The 20,548-nt window shown below is 68.3% G+C and carries 15 protein-coding genes; 7 read left to right on the top strand and 8 right to left on the bottom strand.

Translation table 11 applies throughout. The features are described 5' to 3' along the window. The coding region (locus tag IEW34_RS30335; protein WP_210324547.1) for a hypothetical protein at window positions 1–314 on the top strand (314 nt) is incomplete at its 5' end. A gap of 153 nt (window positions 315–467) precedes the next feature. On the opposite strand, the gene IEW34_RS20875 is transcribed toward IEW34_RS30335, so the two are convergent. After that, window positions 468–3,314 (bottom strand): DUF4114 domain-containing protein, encoded by a 2,847-nt coding sequence (locus tag IEW34_RS20875; protein WP_188611147.1) that lies wholly within the window; start codon window positions 3,312–3,314, stop codon window positions 468–470. A 327-nt stretch (window positions 3,315–3,641) separates the two neighbouring features. Continuing rightward, window positions 3,642–6,491 carry a DUF4114 domain-containing protein gene (locus IEW34_RS20870; protein ID WP_188611146.1) on the bottom strand — a complete coding sequence of 950 codons (2,850 nt, stop codon included), beginning with the start codon at window positions 6,489–6,491 and terminating at the stop codon, window positions 3,642–3,644. A 285-nt stretch (window positions 6,492–6,776) separates the two neighbouring features. Here IEW34_RS20870 and IEW34_RS20865 point away from each other — a divergent pair, with 285 nt between their 5' ends. Continuing rightward, the gene (locus IEW34_RS20865; RefSeq protein ID WP_210324546.1) at window positions 6,777–7,457 is read left to right on the top strand and encodes a hypothetical protein; all 681 of its coding nucleotides are present in this window, start codon (window positions 6,777–6,779) and stop codon (window positions 7,455–7,457) included. A 297-nt stretch (window positions 7,458–7,754) separates the two neighbouring features. Further along, entirely contained in the window at window positions 7,755–8,927 is a 1,173-nt protein-coding gene (locus IEW34_RS20860) for a lactate 2-monooxygenase (RefSeq protein ID WP_188611144.1), read from the top strand. Window positions 8,928–8,986: 59 nt separating this feature from the next. Here IEW34_RS20860 and IEW34_RS20855 read toward each other — a convergent pair whose 3' ends face one another. After that, window positions 8,987–9,406, bottom strand: a complete 420-nt coding sequence (locus IEW34_RS20855) for a PaaI family thioesterase (protein ID WP_188611143.1) — start codon at window positions 9,404–9,406, stop codon at window positions 8,987–8,989. Then, the gene (locus IEW34_RS20850; protein WP_188611142.1) at window positions 9,403–9,864 is read right to left on the bottom strand and encodes a PaaI family thioesterase; all 462 of its coding nucleotides are present in this window, start codon (window positions 9,862–9,864) and stop codon (window positions 9,403–9,405) included. The genes IEW34_RS20855 and IEW34_RS20850 overlap by 4 nt, the downstream gene beginning before the upstream one ends. Before the next feature lie 76 nt (window positions 9,865–9,940). Here IEW34_RS20850 and IEW34_RS20845 point away from each other — a divergent pair, with 76 nt between their 5' ends. From IEW34_RS20845 to IEW34_RS20835, 3 genes are all read left to right on the top strand, one after another. Then, a complete protein-coding gene (locus IEW34_RS20845) occupies window positions 9,941–10,525 on the top strand; it encodes a TetR/AcrR family transcriptional regulator (protein WP_188611141.1) in 585 nt (194 codons plus the stop codon). Between the two features lie 661 nt (window positions 10,526–11,186). Continuing rightward, complete coding sequence (locus tag IEW34_RS20840) at window positions 11,187–12,635, top strand: D-alanyl-D-alanine carboxypeptidase family protein (RefSeq protein ID WP_188611140.1); 1,449 nt, start codon at window positions 11,187–11,189, stop codon at window positions 12,633–12,635. Then, window positions 12,632–13,789 (top strand): CobW family GTP-binding protein, encoded by a 1,158-nt coding sequence (locus IEW34_RS20835; protein WP_188611139.1) that lies wholly within the window; start codon window positions 12,632–12,634, stop codon window positions 13,787–13,789. The genes IEW34_RS20840 and IEW34_RS20835 overlap by 4 nt, the downstream gene beginning before the upstream one ends. Window positions 13,790–14,132: 343 nt before the next feature. Here IEW34_RS20835 and IEW34_RS20830 read toward each other — a convergent pair whose 3' ends face one another. After that, a complete protein-coding gene (locus IEW34_RS20830; RefSeq protein ID WP_188611138.1) occupies window positions 14,133–15,362 on the bottom strand; it encodes an MFS transporter in 1,230 nt (409 codons plus the stop codon). A 323-nt stretch (window positions 15,363–15,685) separates the two neighbouring features. Here IEW34_RS20830 and IEW34_RS20825 point away from each other — a divergent pair, with 323 nt between their 5' ends. Beyond that, window positions 15,686–16,576, top strand: a complete 891-nt coding sequence (locus IEW34_RS20825) for a DUF3108 domain-containing protein (RefSeq protein WP_188611137.1) — start codon at window positions 15,686–15,688, stop codon at window positions 16,574–16,576. A gap of 180 nt (window positions 16,577–16,756) precedes the next feature. On the opposite strand, the gene IEW34_RS20820 is transcribed toward IEW34_RS20825, so the two are convergent. The 3 genes from IEW34_RS20820 to IEW34_RS20810 form a co-directional block, all read right to left on the bottom strand. Continuing rightward, a complete protein-coding gene (locus tag IEW34_RS20820) occupies window positions 16,757–17,806 on the bottom strand; it encodes an MBL fold metallo-hydrolase (RefSeq protein WP_188611136.1) in 1,050 nt (349 codons plus the stop codon). A gap of 157 nt (window positions 17,807–17,963) precedes the next feature. Further along, on the bottom strand, window positions 17,964–18,386 hold the full coding sequence (gene arfB, locus IEW34_RS20815) for an alternative ribosome rescue aminoacyl-tRNA hydrolase ArfB (RefSeq protein WP_188611135.1): 423 nt from the start codon (window positions 18,384–18,386) through the stop codon (window positions 17,964–17,966). Between the two features lie 60 nt (window positions 18,387–18,446). After that, on the bottom strand, window positions 18,447–20,279 hold the full coding sequence (locus IEW34_RS20810) for a potassium/proton antiporter (protein WP_188611134.1): 1,833 nt from the start codon (window positions 20,277–20,279) through the stop codon (window positions 18,447–18,449). Window positions 20,280–20,548: the final 269 nt, after the last annotated feature.

Here is a 20,548-nt window from a genome sequence, read left to right as displayed (position 1 = left end):
CCTCCTGCGCCACCTGCCGCTCGCCCATCATCGCGCCGCCCTCCGCCAAGACGACTGAATCAGGACTTCACCAACTCAGCAATGCCGACTTTTTCAACGGTATCCGCCAGGAGTGGACGTTGGGTGCACGCCGGAGAGCAGACCTGCGCTTCGCGTACGTCTCTGGTGTCATAGCGCCCTGGCGAGCCTCTAAGCGCCAACATCTCTATGGTTCATCTGAGAGAGATGCGACCACCTCGACGTATGTGTTCGAATCCCACCCCGCCCGCCGGCTGGGATTCGAACCGCAGCTATGTGGCCCGAACGTTCGCTGAGGTCTGCTATCATTGCGTCACTCCCACTGGGCCATCAGCACAGCCCGAGTGGACCTTTCCGAAGCCCGCTTAGGGTCATGAGGCCCATGCCACAATTGAAGATGACTGCCCGACGGCGTCCGGCCGAGACATTTCGGCGCCTTCTGACGCTCCTCACCCCACCTCCTTTGCCGCGCCGGTAAAATCCAGCTGAACGACGAGATCGTTGTAATCCCGGTCGCCGCCACCGAAGAGGTCTTCCCAGCCCCAGGTATTGAGGCCGTAGCTCCACAGGTGCGGCACGTGCGCTCCGTCCACCTCCTCGTTGGCCTCGGCGAAGGCGTAATAGGTATGGCCGGCGCTCTTGAGCGCCATGGCGATGAGGCTGCCGGCATCGACGCCGGTGATCTCGGCCTCGGTGTATTCGCCGTAGCCGCCGCCTTGCAGCCAGATCTCGCCGGTCTCGTCCTGGTAGGCACGCGCCAGCGCGGCGATGTCGTAGCCGGGATCGCCTGGAGAGAGGTCGCCGATTTTGCCGGCATAGTCGTCGACCCGGTAGAACATCACCTGCTGGTCGTTTTCGCCGTTCTGGCGCAGGCGCACGATGGCGTCCTCGTCGTCGGCGCCCTTTGCCGTTTCGGCCACGGCCACGGCCCGCGCCGCCCGCATGGTGCTGCCGCTGCCGGAGGCGACGAAGTCGACGAAGCCGTAAGGGGCCGACAGCGTCGCCTGGGGCGTCGCGACGGTGGCACCGCCGATGGCGACGGAGACCGCATCGCCGCTCTCCACGTCGGCCTGGACGATCGAGCCCTGCGCCTGCTTGTCGAAGAGCGTCACCAGCTCGGACGAGAAGTCCGATTGCAGCGTCTGTTGCGCGAACTGGCTGGTCCAGGCGAAGGCGCCGCCGGCTGTGCCCGCGACCTGGAGGCCGCCCGTGCCGATGCCGACGAAGAGGCTGGTGTCGGCGGCGAGCGCCGACTGGAAGATGAGGCTCTGGTCGACCGGGCTGGTCCAGCCGGCGCTGCCTTTGGCGAGCACATCGGGCGTGTCGAAGTAGTATTGCGAGGTGGCGATGGCCGAGAGCGAGCGTGCCAGCAGCGCCGCGTTGGGGGTGCCCAGGCCCGTAGCCAGGTCGTAGCCGGGCGCAGCCTCGTTGCCGTAGCCGGTGGGGGTGAGAGTGGCGGTGGCGCCGTCCTTGCCGATCGGCGCGGTGAGCGGGCCGCCGTCGATGTAGGTGGAGACGTTGTTGCCCACCGTGATGTCGTTGAACGAAGCCGGCGCCACCACCGAGGCGATGTAGAAGAGGTCGTTGGCATAGCCCAGCTGCGGCAGGCCGATGGCGGCGAACTCGGCGTTGATATGGGCGGCGATCGAGGCCCAGAACGGGGTCGCGGCGCTGGTGCCGAAATCGTCGGAGATGCCGGTCATGTCCTCATGCGGCGTCTTGTAGAACATGCCGCCGCCGGCCAGCGCCGACACCTCGGGCGTGCCACGGCCGGGCTCGGCCAGCGGGTCGGCGGTGACGGGGTGGAGGCCGTAGGCCAGCTGGTAGCCGGGGATGGGGTGGCTGGGGTCGGCCCCGCCGGAGCCGGCATCGTTCTTGAGGTAGCCCGGATCGAGCAGGCTGCCGCTCAGGAGATAGGAGTTCCAGACGGTCTCGATCTCGCGGGTGGTGAGCGAGCCGGCCGCGGGCAGCGCGGTCAGGCCGCCGCAGACGAGCTGCCAGAGGGTGGCGAGGTCGCCGGCCGCCACCTTGTCCGTGAAGGGGGTGAGCGTCGCATCCGCCGCCGCCTGGGCCGGCGAGCTCACGGCCGTGCCGCCCACCATCATGTTGTAGGGGCTCATATAGACCCCGTAGAGGTTGGTGAGGCCGGTGCCGATCTCCCCGCCGGAGCCGCCGTCGCCGTTGGCGGCATAGACCGAGATGTTGCGCAGGGCCGCGTCCACGAACAGTTCGTTGGCGGCGACGGAGAAGGGGGAGCCGGGCGCCGGCCGCTGCGGGCCGCCGAAGGAGGAAGACACGACGGCGGGGTTGTGCACCGTGTCCCAGAAGGCGGCCTGGTAGGCGGTGTAGGTGGTGGCGTGCGCGTCGTTGTCGAGGCCGGAGCCAACGTAGAGGCCGATGGTGCTGCCGGGCGCCGCGGAGGCGACGACGCCGACGTCGAGCGAGCGCTCGCCAGCCGAGCCGGTGTAATACTGCCCGGCGGCATTCTGCGTGTAGGTGCTGCCCGGTGTGGTGATGCCGGCCTTCTCACGGAAGCCGTCGAGCAGCTGGCCGAAGGTCCCGATGACGTCGTCCGGTAGGGCGCTGCCGACACCGGGCTCGATGAGGCCGATGGTGCCGGTCGCCTGGCTCGCCCACGTCTCTGGAAAGTTGTAGAATTGCCGGCCGATCTCCTGGGCGAAATACGCCGGCTTCACCGTGGAGCTGTTGCCGATGCTCTGCGGCCCCTGCGGCAGGGCGGCGGAGACGTTGCCGGCCAGGTTGGAGACGGCGTGCGGCGACTCCACGTCCGGCCAGATGCCGCCGACGTCCCAGCCGTTCGGCAGCGACAGGTTGCCGTTCCAGAAGATCAGGCCCTCGTCGTCGCCGGAGGCGACGCGCAGCAGCGGCGTGCCGAACAGCTTCTCGAAATTCTCGCTGTTCAATGTCACCCAGATGGTGCGGGATTCGACGGAGCTGACGTAGCCGGCCGAGCCCGTGGCGTCGCCGAGGAGCGGGATGCCCAGGGCGCCGAGCCCGTTCACCACCTCCTGGTATGCGGCCGGGTCGGCGCCGTAGGTGGACCAGAGGGCACCCTTGGCCTTGAGGTCGATGAGCGCCTTCTGGCGGCTCGCCCAATCGCCGCCCAGCAGCGCCGTGGGGTCGTTGGCGCGGTCGAGCACCAAAGCGACGTTGACGGTCGTGCCGGTCTTCACGACGTCGGCGGGATCGATGCCGTAAGCGCTGTAGGGGTCGGTGGCCGACGTGGTGCGGAAGCTGGTGAAATCGAGAAACGACGAATTGGCGATTTCAGCCATGAGGCGACCCCCTTTGCTTCCCCACGATCAGGAGTAGCGGCGGCCGGCGCGGCTGACAAGGCGTGAGCGCGGCAGGAGCGTGACTGGCGGATGCTTGGGTGGTGGGCAGTGAAAGCTGATATCAGCTTGCGAATTGAAGAAGGGTCCCCGTTCGTACCGCGTCATGGCCAGCTTGACCCGGCCATCCATCGATCGCGATATTGTCCGCCCGCCCGGGCTGGCCAGATGAGGGCGTTTGCGCGTGGATGGATGGTCGGGTCAAGCCCGACCATGACGCTGGGACGGCTGCGACCGCGCCTCCCAATCGAGGCGCATCCGCAAGATCCCCTACGCCAGCCCCTTGCCGGCGGCGCTGGTGAAGTCGAGCTGGACCACCAGGTCGTTGTAATCCCGGTCGCCGCCGCCGAAGAGGTCTTCCCAGCCCCAGGTGTTGAGGCCGTAGTTCCACAGGTGCGCCACATGCGCCCCGTCGACCTCCTCGTTGGCCTCGGCGAAGGCATAATAGGTGTGGCCGTCGCTCTTGAGCGCCGTGGCGATGAGGTCCCCGGCATCGACGCCGGTGATCTCTCCTTGGGTGTATTCGCCGTAGCCGCCGCCGTGCAGCCAGATCTCGCCCTCCTGGCCCTGGTAGGCGCGGGCCAGCGCCGCCATCTCGTAGCCCGGCTCGCCCGGGGCGAGGCCATCGATGGTGCCGGCATAGTCGTCGACCTGGTAGAACATCACCTGCTGGTCGTTCTCGCCGTTCTGGCGCATGCGCACGATGGCGTCCTGATCGTCCGCGTGCTGCGCCGTCTCCGCCACGGCGACGGCGCGCGCGGCCCGCACCGCGCTGTCGGCGCCGGCCGCCACGAAGTCGACGAAGCCGAAGGGCGTAGAGAGCGTCGCCTGGGGCGTCGTCACCGCGGCCCCGCCGATGGCGACCGACACCGCATCGCCGCTCTTCACGTCCGCCTGGACGATGGTGCCCTGCGCCTGCTTGTCAAACATGGTCACCAGCTCAGACGAGAAGTCCGCTTGCAGGCTCTGCTGCGCGAACTGGCTGGTCCAGGCGAAGTCGCCGCCCGCCTGGCCGGCGACGTCCATCCCGCCGGAGCCGATTCCGACGAAGAGGCTCGCATCCGTGCCCAGCGTGCTCTGGAACAGGAGGCTCTGGTCGACCGTGCTGGTCCAGCCGGCGCTGCCCTGGGTCAGCACGTCGGGCGTCTCAAAGTAGTATTGCGAGGTGGCGACGGCCGACAGCGAGCGCGCCAGCAGCAGCGCGTTGGGCGAGCCCAGGCCCGTGGCGAGATCGTAGCCGGGGCTAGCGCTATAGCCGTAGCCGGTCGGCGTGAGGGTGCCGGTGGCGCCCTCCTTGCCAATCGGCGCCGTGAGCGGGCCGCCCTCCAGATAGCTCGAGGTGTTGGCGCCGACCGTGATGTCGTTGAACGAAGCCGGCGCCACCACCGAGGCGATGTAGAAGAGATCGTTGGCGTAGCCCAGCTGCGGCAGACCGATCGCTTCGAACTCGACGTTGAGGTGGGCGGCCATGGAGGCCCAGAACGGGGTCGCGGCGCTGGTGCCGAAGTCATGCCAGACCTCGGTCATGTCGTCGCTCGGCACCTTGTAGAACATGCCGCCGCCGGCCAGCGCCGAGACGTCCGGCGTGCCGCGGCCGGCCTCGTGCGAGGGGTCGGAGGTGACGGGGTAGAGGCCGTAAGCCAGCTGGTACGACGGGATCGGGTGGCTCGGGTCGACGCCGCCGGAGCCGGCATCGTTCTTGAGGTAGCCGGGATCGAGGTTCGTGCCGGTCAGCACGTAGGAGTTCCAGACGGTCTCGATCTCGGTGGTGGTGAGCGAGCCGGCCTGCGGCAGCGTAGTCATGCCGCCGGCGACGAGCTGCCAGATGGTCGCGAGGTCGCCCACGGCCGCCTTGCCCACGATATCCGAGAGCGTCGGGTCGGCTGCCGCCTGGGCCGGCGAGCTCAGCGCCGTGCCGCCCACCAGCATGGCGTGGGGGCTGATATAGGCGCTGTAGACGTTGGTGAGGCCGTTGCCGACGAGGCCGCCGGAGCCGCCGTCGCCGTTGGCGGAATAGACCGAGATGTTGCGCAGCGCCGCATCGACCATGAGCTCGTCCGCGGCATTGGCAAAGGGCGAGCCCGGCGCCGGGTGCTGCCCGGCGAGGAAGGAGGAAGAGACGACGGCGGGGTTGTGCACCGTGTCCCAGAACGCGGCCTGATAGGCGGTGTATTCGGTCGCCTGCGCCACATCGGTGCTGCCCGAGCCGACATAGAGGCCGATGGTGCTGCCGGGCGCCCCGGAGGCGACGACGCCGACGTCGAGCGAGCGCTCGCCGGCGGACGCGGTGAAGGCCTGCCCGGCGGCGTTCTGGGTGTAGTAGGCGCCGGGCGTGGTGATCCCGGCGCCCTGGCGGAAGGCGTTCAGCAGGTCGCCGAAACTGTCGGTCGCCCGGTCCGGCAGGGCGCTGCCGACGCCGGGCTCGATCAGCCCGATGGTGCCGGTGGCCTGGCCCGCCCAAGCGGTGGGGAAGTTGTAGAAGGTCTGGCCGATGTCCTGCGCATAGTAAGCCGGCTTTATCGTCGAGCTGTTGCCGATCCCCTGCGGCCCCTGCGGCAGGTCGACGGCGACCTTGCCGGCGAGGTTGGAGACCGCATGCCCGGCGTTGACGTCCGGCCAGATGCCGGTGACGTCCCAACCGTCCGGCAGCGAGAGGTTGCCGTTCCAGAAGAGATGGCTGGGATTGTCGGCGGGGCCGACGCGCAGGAGCTCGGTGCCGAACAGCTTGTCGAAGGTCTGGCTGTCGAGCGTCACCCAGATGGTGCGCGATTCGACAGAGGTGACGTAGCCGGCGGAGCCCGTAGCGTCACCGATGATCGGGATGCCGAGGGCGCCGAGCCCCTTCACCACCTCCTGATATTCGGCCGGGTCGGCCCCGTAGGTGGACCAGAGGGACCCCTTGGCCTTCAGCTCGGCCAGCGCCTTCTGGCGGCCGGCCCAATCGCCGGCGAGCAGCGCCGACGGGTCGTTGGCTCGGTCGAGTACCAGAGCGACGTTGATGCTCGAGCCGGTCTTCTGGATGTCGGCCGGGTCGATGCCATAGGCGCTGACCGGGTCGGTGGCGGAGGTGGTGCGGTAGCTGGTGAAATCGAGATACGACGAGTGCGCGATTTCCGCCATGTGTCGCCCCCGTATACTGCCCCGGTTGCAGAGGTAGCCGCCGGCGCAGATCCTGACAAGCAGGACGTCAGGCCATTCACCCTACGCGTTGTTTGCCGCGGCGACGGGCGCGCAACCCGGCGGGACCGTCACGAAATCCGTCATCATCTTGCAAGCGGCGTGCCTGCGCTGCCGAAGGGCGCCAGAAGCCGACACCTTCCCGGCCCCCCCGCCGCATTGGTATAGACGGAGATCGACGAGGGCAGGCTCGCCAGGATCGCGCTGGCCAAGAGCAAGGGTTTGCAGATGTCCACACGCAGACGAAATCCGCGCGCCGCGGCCTGCCTCGCGAGCCTTCTTCTCTTTTTCCCGCCGGACCAGAGTTTTGGGATGGGACAGAATCCAAACGCAAGAACGATCATCGAGCAGGTCGAGAGCTCGGGCCTGGAGCCGGAAATCCACGCGGTCATCGAATTCGAGACCATGACCGCGCCGCCTGCCTCCCATCCCGCGTTGGAGGGCATCGAGATCGCGGCTCCGGCCGGCAGCGCGCCGTTCGCTCTCGATGGGAGCGGCGGCACCTATCACGTGCTGCCCGACGGTCGCATCCTTCTGATCGACTCGGAAGGATCGGCAGGCGTCGTCGCGCCGAATTTCAAGGAATTCATCGCCATTGCGGCAGGGCTGCCGGGGTGGCGCGATGCGCTCAAGTTCGTGGGTCGCCAGGACGTCGCAACGGCCCGGGCCGACTGGCAGGCATTCATCGCCAAATGGAAGCTGGAGAGCCAGCTGCATCAGCCCTGGCCTTATGCGGCAGATCACCTCACGATCAGGACTCCCGCTCTGGCACGCGAGGCTATCATGAATTACTTCCACGCACCGAGCTTATCCGACCCCTTCGGAGCGCTTTATCATGCTGTTAACAGTCTTAACGATGACGTTGGCGTGAAATGGGAAGGTGAACGGCTTCGTCTCTTCGGTCGCTAGAGCGCTTGCGATTGGATAGCTCACCCAATCGCTGAGAAGCGCTCTCGATCCGAAGATCCTGCAGCGTTGCGCAGCGATTTTGACACCGTTTGCCCTCACCTCTACGCCATCGCCTGCGTCGTCGGCGGCGGCGGCGTCTCTCCCGGGCGGCTGGAGCGGCCGCGGCGACGCGCCTCGTCCGGGCTTGGGATGGCGCCAGAGCGGCGCTGACTTCCCTGCCATGCTCGGGCACCGGGCTTGCCTGGCGTTGGTCGACCTGAAACTCTCCCGGCGACACAACAAGCCGGGAGCCCAGGGATGCCGCACTTCGGCGACTACCAGAACGAGATCTACTTCGCCGGCCTGATGGGCACCGTGCCCAAGCTGCCGATGAGCTTCCGCGAGCTCGAGGCGCGGGCGCAGCAGGCCATGCCGCCGGGCATCCTCTCCTATGTCGCCGGCGGCTGCGGCGACGAGCACACCCAGGACGTCAACGCCACTGCATTCCGCCATTGGGGCATCGTGCCGCGCATGCTGGTGGGCGCCGCGAAGCGCGACCTGTCCATCGACCTGTTCGGCCTGAAGTTGCCCACACCGGTGTTCATGTCCCCCGTCGGCGTCATCGGCATCTGCGCCCAGGACGGGCACGGCGACATCGCCGTCGCCAAGGCCGCCGCCAAGACCGGCGTGCCCATGGTGGCCTCGACGCTGATGGAGGACCCGATGGAGGAGGTGGCCAAGAACTTCGGCGACACCCCCGGCTTCTTCCAGCTCTACACGCCGACCGACCGGGAGCTTGCAGCTAGCCTCGTCTCCCGGGCCGAAGCGGCGGGCTTCAAGGGCATCGTGGTGACGCTCGACACCTGGATCACCGGCTGGCGCCCGCGCGACCTCACCACCTCCAACTTCCCGCAGCTGCGCGGCTATTGCCTCGCCAACTACATCTCCGACCCGCGCTTCAAGGAACTGGTGGGCAAGCCGCCGGAGCAGGACCCGCGCGCCGCGGTGATGACCTTCGGCCGCGTCTTCGGCAACCCGCTGACCTGGGCGGACCTGCCCTGGCTGCGCTCGCTCACCAAGCTACCGCTGATCCTCAAGGGCATCTGCCACCCGGACGATGCCAGGCGCGCCATCGACGGCGGCGTCGACGCGATCTATTGCTCCAATCACGGCGGCCGCCAGGCCAACGGCGGCATCGCCGCCATCGACATGTTGCCGGGGGTGGTAAAGGCATCCGGCACGACACCGGTGCTGTTCGATTCCGGCGTGCGCTCGGGCAGCGACATCGCCAAGGCGCTGGCGCTCGGCGCCACCGCCGTCGGCATCGGCCGTCCTTATGCCTATGGCCTGGCGCTTGGCGGCGTCGACGGCATCGTGCACGTGTTGCGCACGCTGCTGGCCGAGGCCGACCTCCTGATGGCCGTCAACGGCTTCCCAACCCTCGCCGACCTCAAGGGCGTCGCCGTACCGGCCGGCCCGCAGCCGGCTTGACGTAGATCATTCCAGATGGATGGCCCCCCGCCATCCATCGACTCGAGGGCTCGTGCCGCTCACCCCTCGATCGGCACCAGGATGGTCTCGCCGGTGGCCACCAGCTTGCGCTCGGTGCCGGTGACGGCCGTCACCTCGGCGCGGGCGAAGACCTGGCGGCGGCCGGCCTTGACCACGCTTGCCGTGGCGATGAAGCTCTCGCCGACGGCGGGCGCCAGGCAGTTCACCGCGAAGTGCGAGGCGAGCACCGGCCCGACCTGGGTCGCGGCGGCAAAGCCGCAGGCCGTGTCGATGAGCGCGCCGAGCATGCCAGCGTGCAGGAAGCCGGCGTATTGGCCGAACTCCTCGCGCCACGCGAGATGCAGTTCGGCCCGGCCGGGCCCCGCATCGGCGACCGCGAAGGCGGCCCAGCGGTTGAAGGCGGCCGAGCCGTTGATCGCCCGCAGACGCTCCGTGGCCTCGTTGGTTTCGGTCGTCATTCCACATCCCTCCTCTGCGGCGGCCGCGGCACGACCCGGAACGTGGCGTTGGCCCGGGCGCACAGCGCCTCGTCCGCCAGCACCTCGGCCTCGGCGAAGCACAGCGTGCTGCCGGCCTTGAGCACCCGCGGGCGGATCTCGATCCACTGCCCAAGCCGGCCCGTGCCCATGAAGTCGACCATCAGACTGACGGTGACGAGAGACGGATCGCCGCCCCACCCGCCATCACGCACCGCCGCGCCGCAGCTCAGGCCCATGGCGTTGTCGGCGAGGGCCGTGATCAGGCCACCGTGCACGAAGCCGCGCGAGTTGGCGTGAGCTGCGCCGGCCAGCAGGCCGATGCGCACGCTGTCCTCACAGCGGAGGGAAAAGAGCGGCTCCCACGGGTCGGTGAGACCGCTCCTGCGGAAGTGCCGCTCGAAGCCGGCGGGCGGGGTCCAGTTCGCGATCTCGCTCATAATATAGACCAGTCTACATAATTTGAGCGTGCTATCAAGGCGGCAGCCGCGGCGCCGTCACGCTATAGAGGCCTACATGGCTCCCGCGCGCAAACACCGCGATTCCATCCTCGAGCACGCCGTGCGGCTGTTCCGCGAGCGCGGCTACGCCTCGACGGGGCTCAACGATATCCTCGCGGCGAGCGGGGCGCCCAAGGGCTCGCTCTATCATTACTTCCCGGGCGGCAAGGCGCAGATCGGCGCCGAGGCGGTGCGGCTCGCCGGCGAGAAGGTGGCCGGCACCTTGCGGGCCATCGCCGCAGACGAGGCCGACGCAGCCGACATCCCGCGGCGCTACTTCGCCATGCTGAGCGGCTGGCTCGCGACCTCCGCCTTCCGCGACGGCTCGCCGATCGCCGCAACCCTGCTGGAGACGGTGTCCGACCATGAGCTCATCCGCGCAGAAGGGGCCGGCGCCTACGGCGCGGCCATCGAGGTGCTGCGCGAGGCCTTCGTGCGCGGCGGCATCGAGCCGCGGCGGGCCGCGCGGATCGCCGGACTGGTGCTCGCGGCCCTGGAAGGCGCCCTGCTGCATGCCCGCGTCTTTCGCGATCCGGCGCCACTGCTCGACGCGGCGGAAGAGCTCGCCGCCGTGATCACCGCGGCGCAGCGGAGACCGTAGCGCCTGAGGCAGGCGAACGCCTGTCGAGCGCAATGCGGTCTGACATGCAGAAAAAACGCAGATGTGACAATTTTGCCATGGACGTCGCGCAAACCGGGCCGCCCGGCGCTACTCCAACGCGTCCAACCGCTTGACGTCGCGACACTTCATCGCCACCAGCCGCGCATCGCGACCGCGACCGGCGGGCGGCCCTGCATGGTCCGCATGGAATGAGGCCGCGGGCGGCCCGCCCGCCGACGCAGATCGATCGCCTAAATTCATATATTTCAATGAGTTGATTTCGTTGATCACAGGCGGCCGAGGCCTCGCGGAGTGGGCGCCTCGGCCCGGGCCGAAGCTGTGGAAACCGGCGCCGGGTGCCGCAGGGGCGCCTCATTCGCTTCTTAGAGCGACCTTTCAACCGGGATCCAACGATCCGGCGCCGCGTGCCACCCACTCCACTCCTCGTTTGCACGGCTCGGCTTCGGCCGAGGTACCTGGCCCTGCTATCAAAGTGATTGGCCAGCTATCGAATGCGCGCGGCGGCGGCACCCTCGCCTAGGCAGAGGGCGGCCTTTAGGGGTAGAAGACGATGATGGGCGGTGGGGAATCACCTCTTGCTTGGGTTTGTCGCGCTGCGTCGGCACCCCGCATGTCGACATCGAACCCGGATCGGACCCGCATGAGCTTGAGTAGGCTTGCCCGCTTCGCCGCCGGCCTGGCTGTCGCCCTGCCGATCGCGTTGTCCGCACTGCCCAAGCGGGCGGAAGCCGCTCCCATCCTCGTCGCCGACGTCCGCACCGGCCGAGTGCTGTATGCCAAGGAGGCGACGGAGCCCTGGTATCCGGCTTCCGTCACCAAGCTGCTGACGGCGTATCTGACGCTGAACGCCCTGCGCGATGGCCGGCTGCAGGCCGATACCCCGCTCCGGGTCAGCGCCCGGGCGGCCGCGGCAGTGCCCTCCAAGATGGGCTTCAAGCCGGGCACCGAGGTCACCGTCGAGAACGCGCTCAAGATGATGCTGGTGAAGTCGGCCAACGACATGGCCGTCGTCCTCGCCGAAGGCGTCGGCGGTTCGGTCGAGAACTTCTCCGAGATGATGAACGCCACCGCGGCGCAGATCGGTATGCGGCAGAGCCACTTCGTCAATCCCAACGGGCTGCCGGACGACCGCAACCAGACCACGGCGCGCGACCTCGCCGTCCTCGCCCGCACCATCCTGCTCGAATATCCCAAGAACACCGATCTGTTCGGCATCGGCGCGCTGCAATTTGGCAAGAGAACTCTCAGGAACACCAACGGCCTAATCGGGCGCTACCCGGGCGCCGACGGCATGAAGACCGGCTTCATCTGCTCATCCGGCTTCAATGTGGTGGCGACGGCAACCCGCGGCAGCCGGCGGCTGATCGTCGTCGTGCTCGGCGCGCGCTCCGGCGCCGAGCGCACCCTGAAGGCCGCGGCCCTGTTCGACCGCGGCTTCGCGGACGGCGGCTGGGGCGGCCCCGGCACGCTCGATACCTTGCCGATCTCCTACACCTCCGGGCCGCCCGACCTGCGCAACTCGATCTGCGGTCCCGGCCGCTACCGCGGCGAGGAAGAAGCAGAGACCGCGAGCCAGACCACCACCACCGACAATCCGATCTTCGCGCTGTTCAGCCGGCCGCAGGCGGCCGACTGGGACGTCGACGTCTCCTCGCTCGGGCCACTGGGGCCAAGGACGGCGTCGACGCCGATTCCGGTCTTCGTCGGCCGCACCCCCGGGTCAGAGCCGGAGCCCAAGGTGGCGAAGCAGCGCGGACGCGCCAAGACGGCGACCGCGTTCGCCCCGGACCAGGCGGGCGAGGCCGACACGGCCGAAGGCCAGCGGGCCTTGAAGGCAGCGACCAAGCCGGTGGGCAAGGCTGCCGCCAAGGGCAAGGCCCAAGCCCAGACCAAGCCGCACGGCAAGGACAAGGCGACCGGTGACGCCGCCGCTGCTGCCGCCAAGGGCCACGCCAAGGCCAAGGGGGAGGGCAAACCTGCCGCCGCCAAACCTGCCGCCGGCAAGCCTACCCCCGGTAAGCCGGCCGCTGGCAAAGAGGGCAAGTCCGCGGCCAACAAGACGGGGCCGACGGCGCAGTCAAGCCGATGACCAGGTCCGATGCGCCCGGAGCCGGCCCACGAAGCTCGCGCGGGCCGGTGCCTCCGATCCCGCTCACGGTGCTGACCGGCTTCCTCGGCTCCGGCAAGACGACGCTGCTCAACCGCTGGCTGAGTGACCCGGCCCTGGCCGAGACCGTCGTCATCATCAACGAGTTCGGCGAGATCGGCCTCGACCACCTGTTCGTCGAGATGGCGGACGAGGGCCTGATCACGCTCGCCGCCGGCTGCCTGTGCTGCACGGTGCGCGGCGACCTGGTCGCCACGCTGGAGGATCTGCTGCGCCGGCGCGACAACGGCCGCATCGCGCCGTTCCGTCGCGTGATCATCGAGACCACCGGCCTCGCCGACCCAGCGCCGGTGCTGCAGGCGGTGCTGCGCCATCCCTACCTCGCCCAGCGCTATGCGCTGGCCGGCGTCGTCGTCACGATCGACGCGGTCAACGGCACCGGCACGCTCGACGCGCACGAGGAGGCGGTGAAGCAGGTGGCGGTGGCCGACAGGCTGGTGCTGACCAAGGCCGACATGGCGGACGCGGAAACCGTGGCGAGGCTGCGTGCACGCGTACGCCAGCTCAATCCCCTCGCCCCCATGGTCACCGCAGAGGCCGCGCATGCCACGCTGATCACCGGCCTCGGAGTGTTCGGCGTCGACGGCAAGATCGCCGACGTGAGCGCCTGGGTCGGCGCCGAGCCAGGCCACGATCACGATCACGATCATGCGCACCGGCACGGACATGGTCATCACCATCATTCCCACGATCATCACCACGACGTGAACCGGCACGACGCGCGCATCCGCGCGGTGTCGATCATCGAGGAGCAGCCGATCGGGCGCGGCGCCTTCGAGGCCTTCACGGACCTGCTGCGCTCGGCTCACGGGCCCGACCTGCTGCGCGTCAAGGGGCTGGTGAAGCTCGCCGACGATCCCGAGCACCCGGTGGTGGTCCACGGGGTTCAGCACGTCTTCCATCCGCCCGTAACGCTGCCGGCGTGGCCGGATCAGGACCGGCGCAGCCGTATCGTCTTCATCCTCCGCGACATGGACGAGGACTTCCTGCGCCGCCTGTGGGACGCCTTCCTCGGCCGCCCCGCCATCGACATGCCCGACCGCGCAGCGCTGACCGACAATCCCCTGGCGCTCTGAGCCTCCAACGCCCGCCGTCCGTTGACAACTCTGCTTCACCCCGGAGTGGCTGGCCGTCGAGGGATGGTCCTGCCCGCATGAACGGCCGGATCAAGCCCGGCCCATGACGAAGGGATATGCCGAGCGCCCCGCCGTTGGGCATGAGCATGCCTCCGTCGGAGGGGATCATCCAACGGAGGCACGCTCGTCATCCTTTGAATCCGGGACGTTGCTTTACGCTCGGCGTGTTTCCGCCAAGCGAAAAGAGCGTTTTCGAGCGAAGTGGACGCCGGTTCGCGTGAAGAAAACGCGACAAATCAAACAGATAGAGCATTTCGGCGTTTCGAAGAAACGCGGAAATGCTCTAGGCGGCGGCGAGGCGGGGCTTGTTGCGCTCGATGTGCGGCAGAAACCAGGCGAGCAGGCCGATCATCGGCAGGAACGCGCACACCTTGTAGACGAACTCGATGCTGGTGGCGTCCGCCAGTTCGCCCAGCACGGCGGCACCGATGCCGCCCATGCCGAAGGCGAAGCCGAAGAACAGGCCGGCGATCATGCCCACCTTCCCGGGCATCAACTCCTGGGCATAGACGATGATGGCGGGAAACGCCGACGACAGGATCAGGCCGATGATGACGGTTAGGACCGGCGTCCACGTCAGGTCGGCATGAGGCAGGGCGAGGGAGAACGGCAGCACGCCCAGGATCGAGAACCAGATCACCGGCTTGCGCCCGAAGCGGTCGCCCAGCGGGCCGCCGATGATGGTGCCGACGGCCACCGCCCCCAGATAGAGGAACAGGTAGAGCTGCGCCTCCGGCACCGACAGGCCGAACTTGTGGATGAGGAAGAAGGTGTAATAGGTGCTGATGCTGGCCGTGTAGAAGAATTTCGAGAAGATCAGCAGGCCGAGCACGATCAGCGTGGCGATCAGCTTGTTGCGCGGAACCACCGCGCCGAAACCGGCGGGCGCCGGCCCCTTGGCCCGCATCCGCGCGACGTGGTCGCGGTACCAGCGGCCGACGTGGAACAGCACGAACATGCCGAGCAACGCCACGACGGAGAAATAGGCGAGGCTCGACTGGCCCCGCGGCACGACGATGAAGGCGGCGAGCAGCGGGCCGAGCGCCGTGCCCACATTGCCGCCGACCTGGAAGAAGGATTGCGCCAGGCCATGGCGCCCGCCCGAGCCCATGCGCGCCACCCGCGAGGCTTCCGGATGGAACACTGCCGAGCCGGACCCCACCAGCATTGCGGCAATCAGGATCATGGAAAAGCTCGAGGCCACCGCCATCAGCAGAAGGCCCAGCAGGCTGCAGCCCATGCCGATGGCGAGCGAGAACGGGCTCGGCCGCTTGTCGGTGTAGAATCCGACCAGTGGCTGGAACAGCGACGAGGTGAGATAGAAGCAGAGCGTGATCAGGCCGACCTGCGCGAAGTCCAGGTTATAGGACACCTTGAGAATCGGGTAGATCGCCGGCAGCAGCGATTGCAGCAGGTCGTTCAGCAGATGCGAGAAGCTGATCGCCGCCAGCACCCGGAAAGCGGTGCGGTCTTCCGCGGCGTGGACCGATGAGACGCTGGCAGGAGCGGTCAAGGCGCTGTCCTCTGGGCACGGCTGTCGCCGCTACGGCCGCCTTGCGGACGGGCATGGCAGCGCGGCGGAGCGTTGAGCCCCCGGATCCGGGGGCACCTTCTTTACGCCGCATGCCGTCCGAAATCTCGCAGGTTTCCGCAGGGCTGGATTGAGCGCAAGGCAGGCGTCTGCGGCCCGCAAGCGCCCGCAGCGGCCCGGGGGTGCTCGCTTTTTGTGCCTCGGCGCGTCACGATAATGACTGATTCGGGCACGACACCAACCTACTCCCGCAGCATCAGGTTCGTCGGTTCGCCTGCCCGGAGATGGTCGATGAGGATCGCATATTGACGTCGTCCGTTGTCCGGCGCCCTGGCAAGGCCACGCGCCTGCTGCGCTGTGGCGCCATCGCCGGCATGTTCGCTCTCTCGGGCCTTGACGGCGTCCCCACCGCGCAGGCGGAGGACGGCGCCTTCACGGCGACCTACAACATTTCGCTCGCCGGCGTCACCATCGGCGGCGCCACGATGGTGGCCAATATCAACGGCGCGGCCTACAGCGTCGACCTGCACGCCAAGCTGACCGGCCTTGCCGGCGTGCTGACCAGCGGCAAAGGGGGCGCCAAGTCCGCCGGCGCGCTCAGCGGTGCGGGCCTGTCGCCGGCCTCCCTGGCCGTCGTCTCCTCCACCTCGGACGTCACGCGCACCCTGAGGCTGGCATTCGCCTCCGGCCGCGTCGACGCGGTCGAGATCAAGCCCCCGTTGGAGGATTGGGACCGCCCCGACCGCGTGCCGGTGGCCGAGGGCGACAAGCGCGGCGTCATCGATCCGTTGAGCGCGCTGCTGATGCCCGTCGCGGCCGGCGCCGACCCCAAGTCCGCCTGCCAGCGCACCATCCCGATCTTCGACGGGGCCACCCGCTTCAACGTCGTGCTGTCCTACGTGCGCACCGCCCAGGTGGCCAAGGACGGCTACCGCGGCCCGGCCATCGTCTGCGCCGCCCGCTACGTACCGATTTCCGGGCACCGGGCGGCCCGGTCGGTGACGCGCTACATGGAGCAGAACCGCGACATGGGCGCCTGGCTCATCCCGGTCGCCAACACCAACGTCTATGCGCCCTATCGCATCTCGGTCAAAACCATGATCGGCACGACCGTGCTCGAGGCCACCAAGCTCAACGTCGCCGGCACCCTGACCGCCGCCGGGCCGACGCTCGTCAAATCGAAACCCAGGGATTAGAGCGTTTTCGAGCGAAGTGGACGCCGGTTCCCGTGAAGAAAATGCGACAAATCAAACAGATAAAGCATTTCGGCAATTCGAGAAAAACGGAAATGCTATAGAGGGCGTTCCGATCGGGTGAAACCACCCGATCAGGGCCCGCGTCAAGCCACGACAGTGCCGGCCTCGCCGGGAGCGTCGTCAGGCCAGTTTGAGGCGGCGGATGCCGTCCCCGTCGGCCTCGTTCCACTCCAGCCGCTCCTCGTTGAGCAGGTAGTTCACGTGGGCCAGCACCTCGCTGAAGGCGAAGCTCATCTGGTGTGGATCGAGTACGCGCGGAAACATCACCGGCACCAGCTCGGCCACCGAATGAGGCTTGGCCCCGCACGCGGACAGGATCAGGTCACAGCGCTGTACATGGTGCTCCTCGAGCGCGTCGGCGCGCTCGTGCAGCCCGTAGAACGGCAGGTTGTGGCCCGGCAGCACCAGCGTGCCGTTGGGGATGTGGGCCTTCAGCTCCTTCAACGAGCGGCGATAGAGGCCGAGCGGATCGCCCTCCGGGTCGACCGCCCAGACGCTGACGTTGGGCGTGATCTTGGCCATCACCTGGTCGGCGCCAAGGAAGAAGTTGTCGTCCGGGGCGTAGAGCATGATCTGCTCCGGCGAGTGGCCGCCGCCGGACAGCACCTCGAAGCGGCGCCCGCCGATCTTGATCCGGTCGCCGCCGACCAGCCGGCGGAAGGTGGGTGGCAGCGGCGTCACCATGCGCAAGTAGCCGTGCCCCTGCTTCAGCACGACCTTCGTCGTCGTCTCGTCGAGGCCATGCTCGACATAGAACTGGCGGTACGGGCCCGTCTCCATCGCGCCGGGATTGAGCGCGATGTTCTGCCCCTCCAGGTATTCGGTCTGGCTCATCAGCAGCTTGAGGCCGAAGCGCTCGCTGAGCCAGCCGGCAAGGCCGATATGGTCCGGGTGATGGTGCGTCACGATCAGCCGCGTCAGCGGCCGCCCGGCGAGTGGGCCGCTCACCAGGGCCTCCCATACCTGCCGCGTCGCGTCGTTGGCGATGCCCGCATCGAGCACGGCCCAGCCGTTGCCGTCGTCGATCAGGTAGACATTCACGTGGTTGAGCCGGAACGGCAGCTGAAAGCGCACCCAGAGCACGCCCGGGGCGACCTCGAGCGGCACACCGGGCTCGGGCGCCACGGCGATCGGAAATTTGAGCAGCGGCTCGTTCAGCAGAATGGACATGGACACTTCGCAAGTCTGGGCGCACGCATCGGACGCACGCGGGGATTGGCTCGATTGGATCGCCTCTAACGTAGATCCTCGCCGCAGCGCCGCATAGCGCGTCTATGTCACACGAGATGGGAGCGCACGGCAGGGGTCGGCGCCGGGACCATCAGGATCAGTCGGCATCGGGCGTGCGGCCGCGCAGGTTTTTGATGGCGCCACGCTGCGCCTTCGCCTCCAGCCGCCGCCGTTTGGAGGCGAGCGTCGGCCGGGTCGGCCGTCGCGTCACCGGCCGGACGGCCGCTTCGCGAATGAGCTCGAACAGGCGCTCGCGGGCATCCTCGCGATTGCGCTCCTGGGTGCGGAAGCGCTGGGCGGAAATGACGATGACGCCGTCGCGCGTCAGCCGGCGGCCGGCGAGCCGCATCAGGCGCACCCGCACGTCCTCGGGCAGACCCGGCGAGTGGGCGGCATCGAAGCGCAGCTCCACCGCGGTCGACACCTTGTTGACGTTCTGGCCGCCGGGACCGCCGGCGAGCACGAAGCGCTCCTCGAGCTCACGCTCGTCCAGGCTAATGCGGGAGGTGACGGGGATCATGGCACGGACGTCCGAAGCGGCGGATGATGGAGGCCCATCCGCCTCCGCCACGACTGGCGCTCAATCGAACAGGGACGTCAAGCGCCGCCGCGCGCTGCCGAACAGCTGCACAGCTCCCTGCGAGGCAACCTTGAGGCGCGGCATCAATTTGGCCAGGACGACGCGGCCGAGCGAGGCCTCGACCTCGTCGGCTTCGTCGATCAGCAGCGTCACCGCGGTGGCCGCTCCATCGTCCACGCTGCGGGCGATCAGCGTCACCGGCCCGAGCCCGATGCGGTCGCCTTCGCGCACGCCTTCGGGGAAGGTGTCGGCGAACAGCTCGCCTAACGTCTGGTTGGCGACATCGGTGGCGAGATCGAGGGAATAAGCGCGCGCGATCTCCGACAGCCGCACGGCCGCCGGGAAGGCGAAGACGCCGGCGAGTGAGCGCTCGCGGTGCCCCTCGAAGGCGGCGAACAGGCGGTCGAGCCGGCGCACGCGCATCGGGGGGCAGAGAAAATAGCCATAGTCGCCCGCCAGCAGCGGACCCGCCTGCTCCGGCGTCAGCGTCGCCGGGCCACGCACGATCAGCACCGGGCGTGCCCAGCTGGGCAGTCGCCCGTGGTCGAGCACGGGGCTCTCGGGCAGGACCGGATAGCCCACCAACTCGAGGTCGGCCTGGCCCGGCAGATCGATCTCGACCCGGTCGACCGCCGGCGCCGGGTCGGCCAGCGCCACCGACAGCCGCCGGGCCGTCCACGGCAGGCTCCAGCCCTGCACGATCAGCGACACCAGCACCACGAAGAAGGCGATGTTGAAGTAGACCGCCGAGTTGGGGACGCCGGTCAGCATCGGGATGGTGGCGAGAAAGATCGACACCGCGCCCCGCAGGCCGGTCCACGACACGAACAGCTTCTCCGAGCGGCTGAAGCGAAACGGCCACAGGCTGAGCCACACCGCTACGGGCCGGCCGACGAGCATGAGGAAGGCGGCAACGGCGATGCCCGGCACCGCAAAGCTGATCAGCGTGCTGGGCGTGACCAGCATGCCGAGGATGAGGAACATGACGATCTGGGAGAGCCAGGTGGCCGCGTCGTGGAAGGAAATCACCGACGGCAATGCGCGCACCGGCCGGTTGCCGAGCACCAGACCCGCCAGATAGACCGCGAGAAAGCCCGAGCCCTGCGCCACCGACGCCGCGGCGAAGATGAAGATGGCGCAGAAGATCACGAAGAGCGGGTGCAGCCCGGCCGGGAATGCCAGCCGGTTGAGAGCGGCGGCAATGGCGACCCCGCCGGCCAGCCCGAGGATGCAGCCGACGGCGCCGCTGAGCGCCAGATGCTCGATCAGGTTGATCGCCGTGGTGCCGTGCGGCGCCAGTGCCAGTTCGACCAGCGCCAGCACCAGAAACACGGCAATCGGGTCGTTGGTGCTCGATTCGATCTCCAGCGTGGCATTGACCCGCTGGCGTAGCGCCAGACCGTTGGAGCGCAACAGGAAGAAGACGGCAGCGGCATCGGTGGAGGCGACGACCGAGCCCACCAGCAAGCCGCTCAGGAGATCGAGGCCGAGCATCGCCATGGCGGCAAGGCCGGTCAGCAGGCTGGTGACGAGGACGCCGAAGGTGGCGAGCGCCACCGCGGGCGCCACCGCTCCGCGCAGTTCCGCCACCCGGGTGCGCAGACCCCCGTCGAACAGGATCACGGCAAGCGCCAGCGAGCCGATCAGATAGGTGGCACGGTAGTCGTCGAAGACGACCCCGAAACCGTTCTCGCCGACCAGCATGCCGAGACCGAGGAAGACCAACAGCAGGGGCGCACCGAAGCGGGAGGCGGCCAGGCTGCTCAGGATGCCGAGGACGACCAGCCCCGATCCCAAGAGGAGCGCCGAGTTGATCAGGGCGATGCTGCTCATGGTCCTCCGCGACGCTGCGGGCGAATGGGCTCGAGTCCGGCGGCGGGAATGCGCATCGCCTGCGCCACATCACGGGCGGACCCGGCGCCTGGGGCGCCGTGCGCGAAGCGCGAGCAGACGCCCGAGACCCCGATGCCACGCCGATCTTTCGCCGAAGGCCGGCGCGGGGTCACGCGCGTGCCGCGTTCAAAAGAGTGAAAGCAGCCCGCCCTAGCTGACGCTGCAATGCGGCGGAAGCAAGCCTCAGCGTGGCCGAGCAGCAAAAATCA

Origin of the sequence: Chelatococcus reniformis, from assembly GCF_014640075.1 — a bacterium.
GTDB lineage: Bacteria > Pseudomonadota > Alphaproteobacteria > Rhizobiales > Beijerinckiaceae > Camelimonas > Camelimonas reniformis.
The sequence above is the reverse complement of the archived record's forward strand: the minus strand, read 5'-3'. Positions and strand labels throughout refer to the sequence as shown.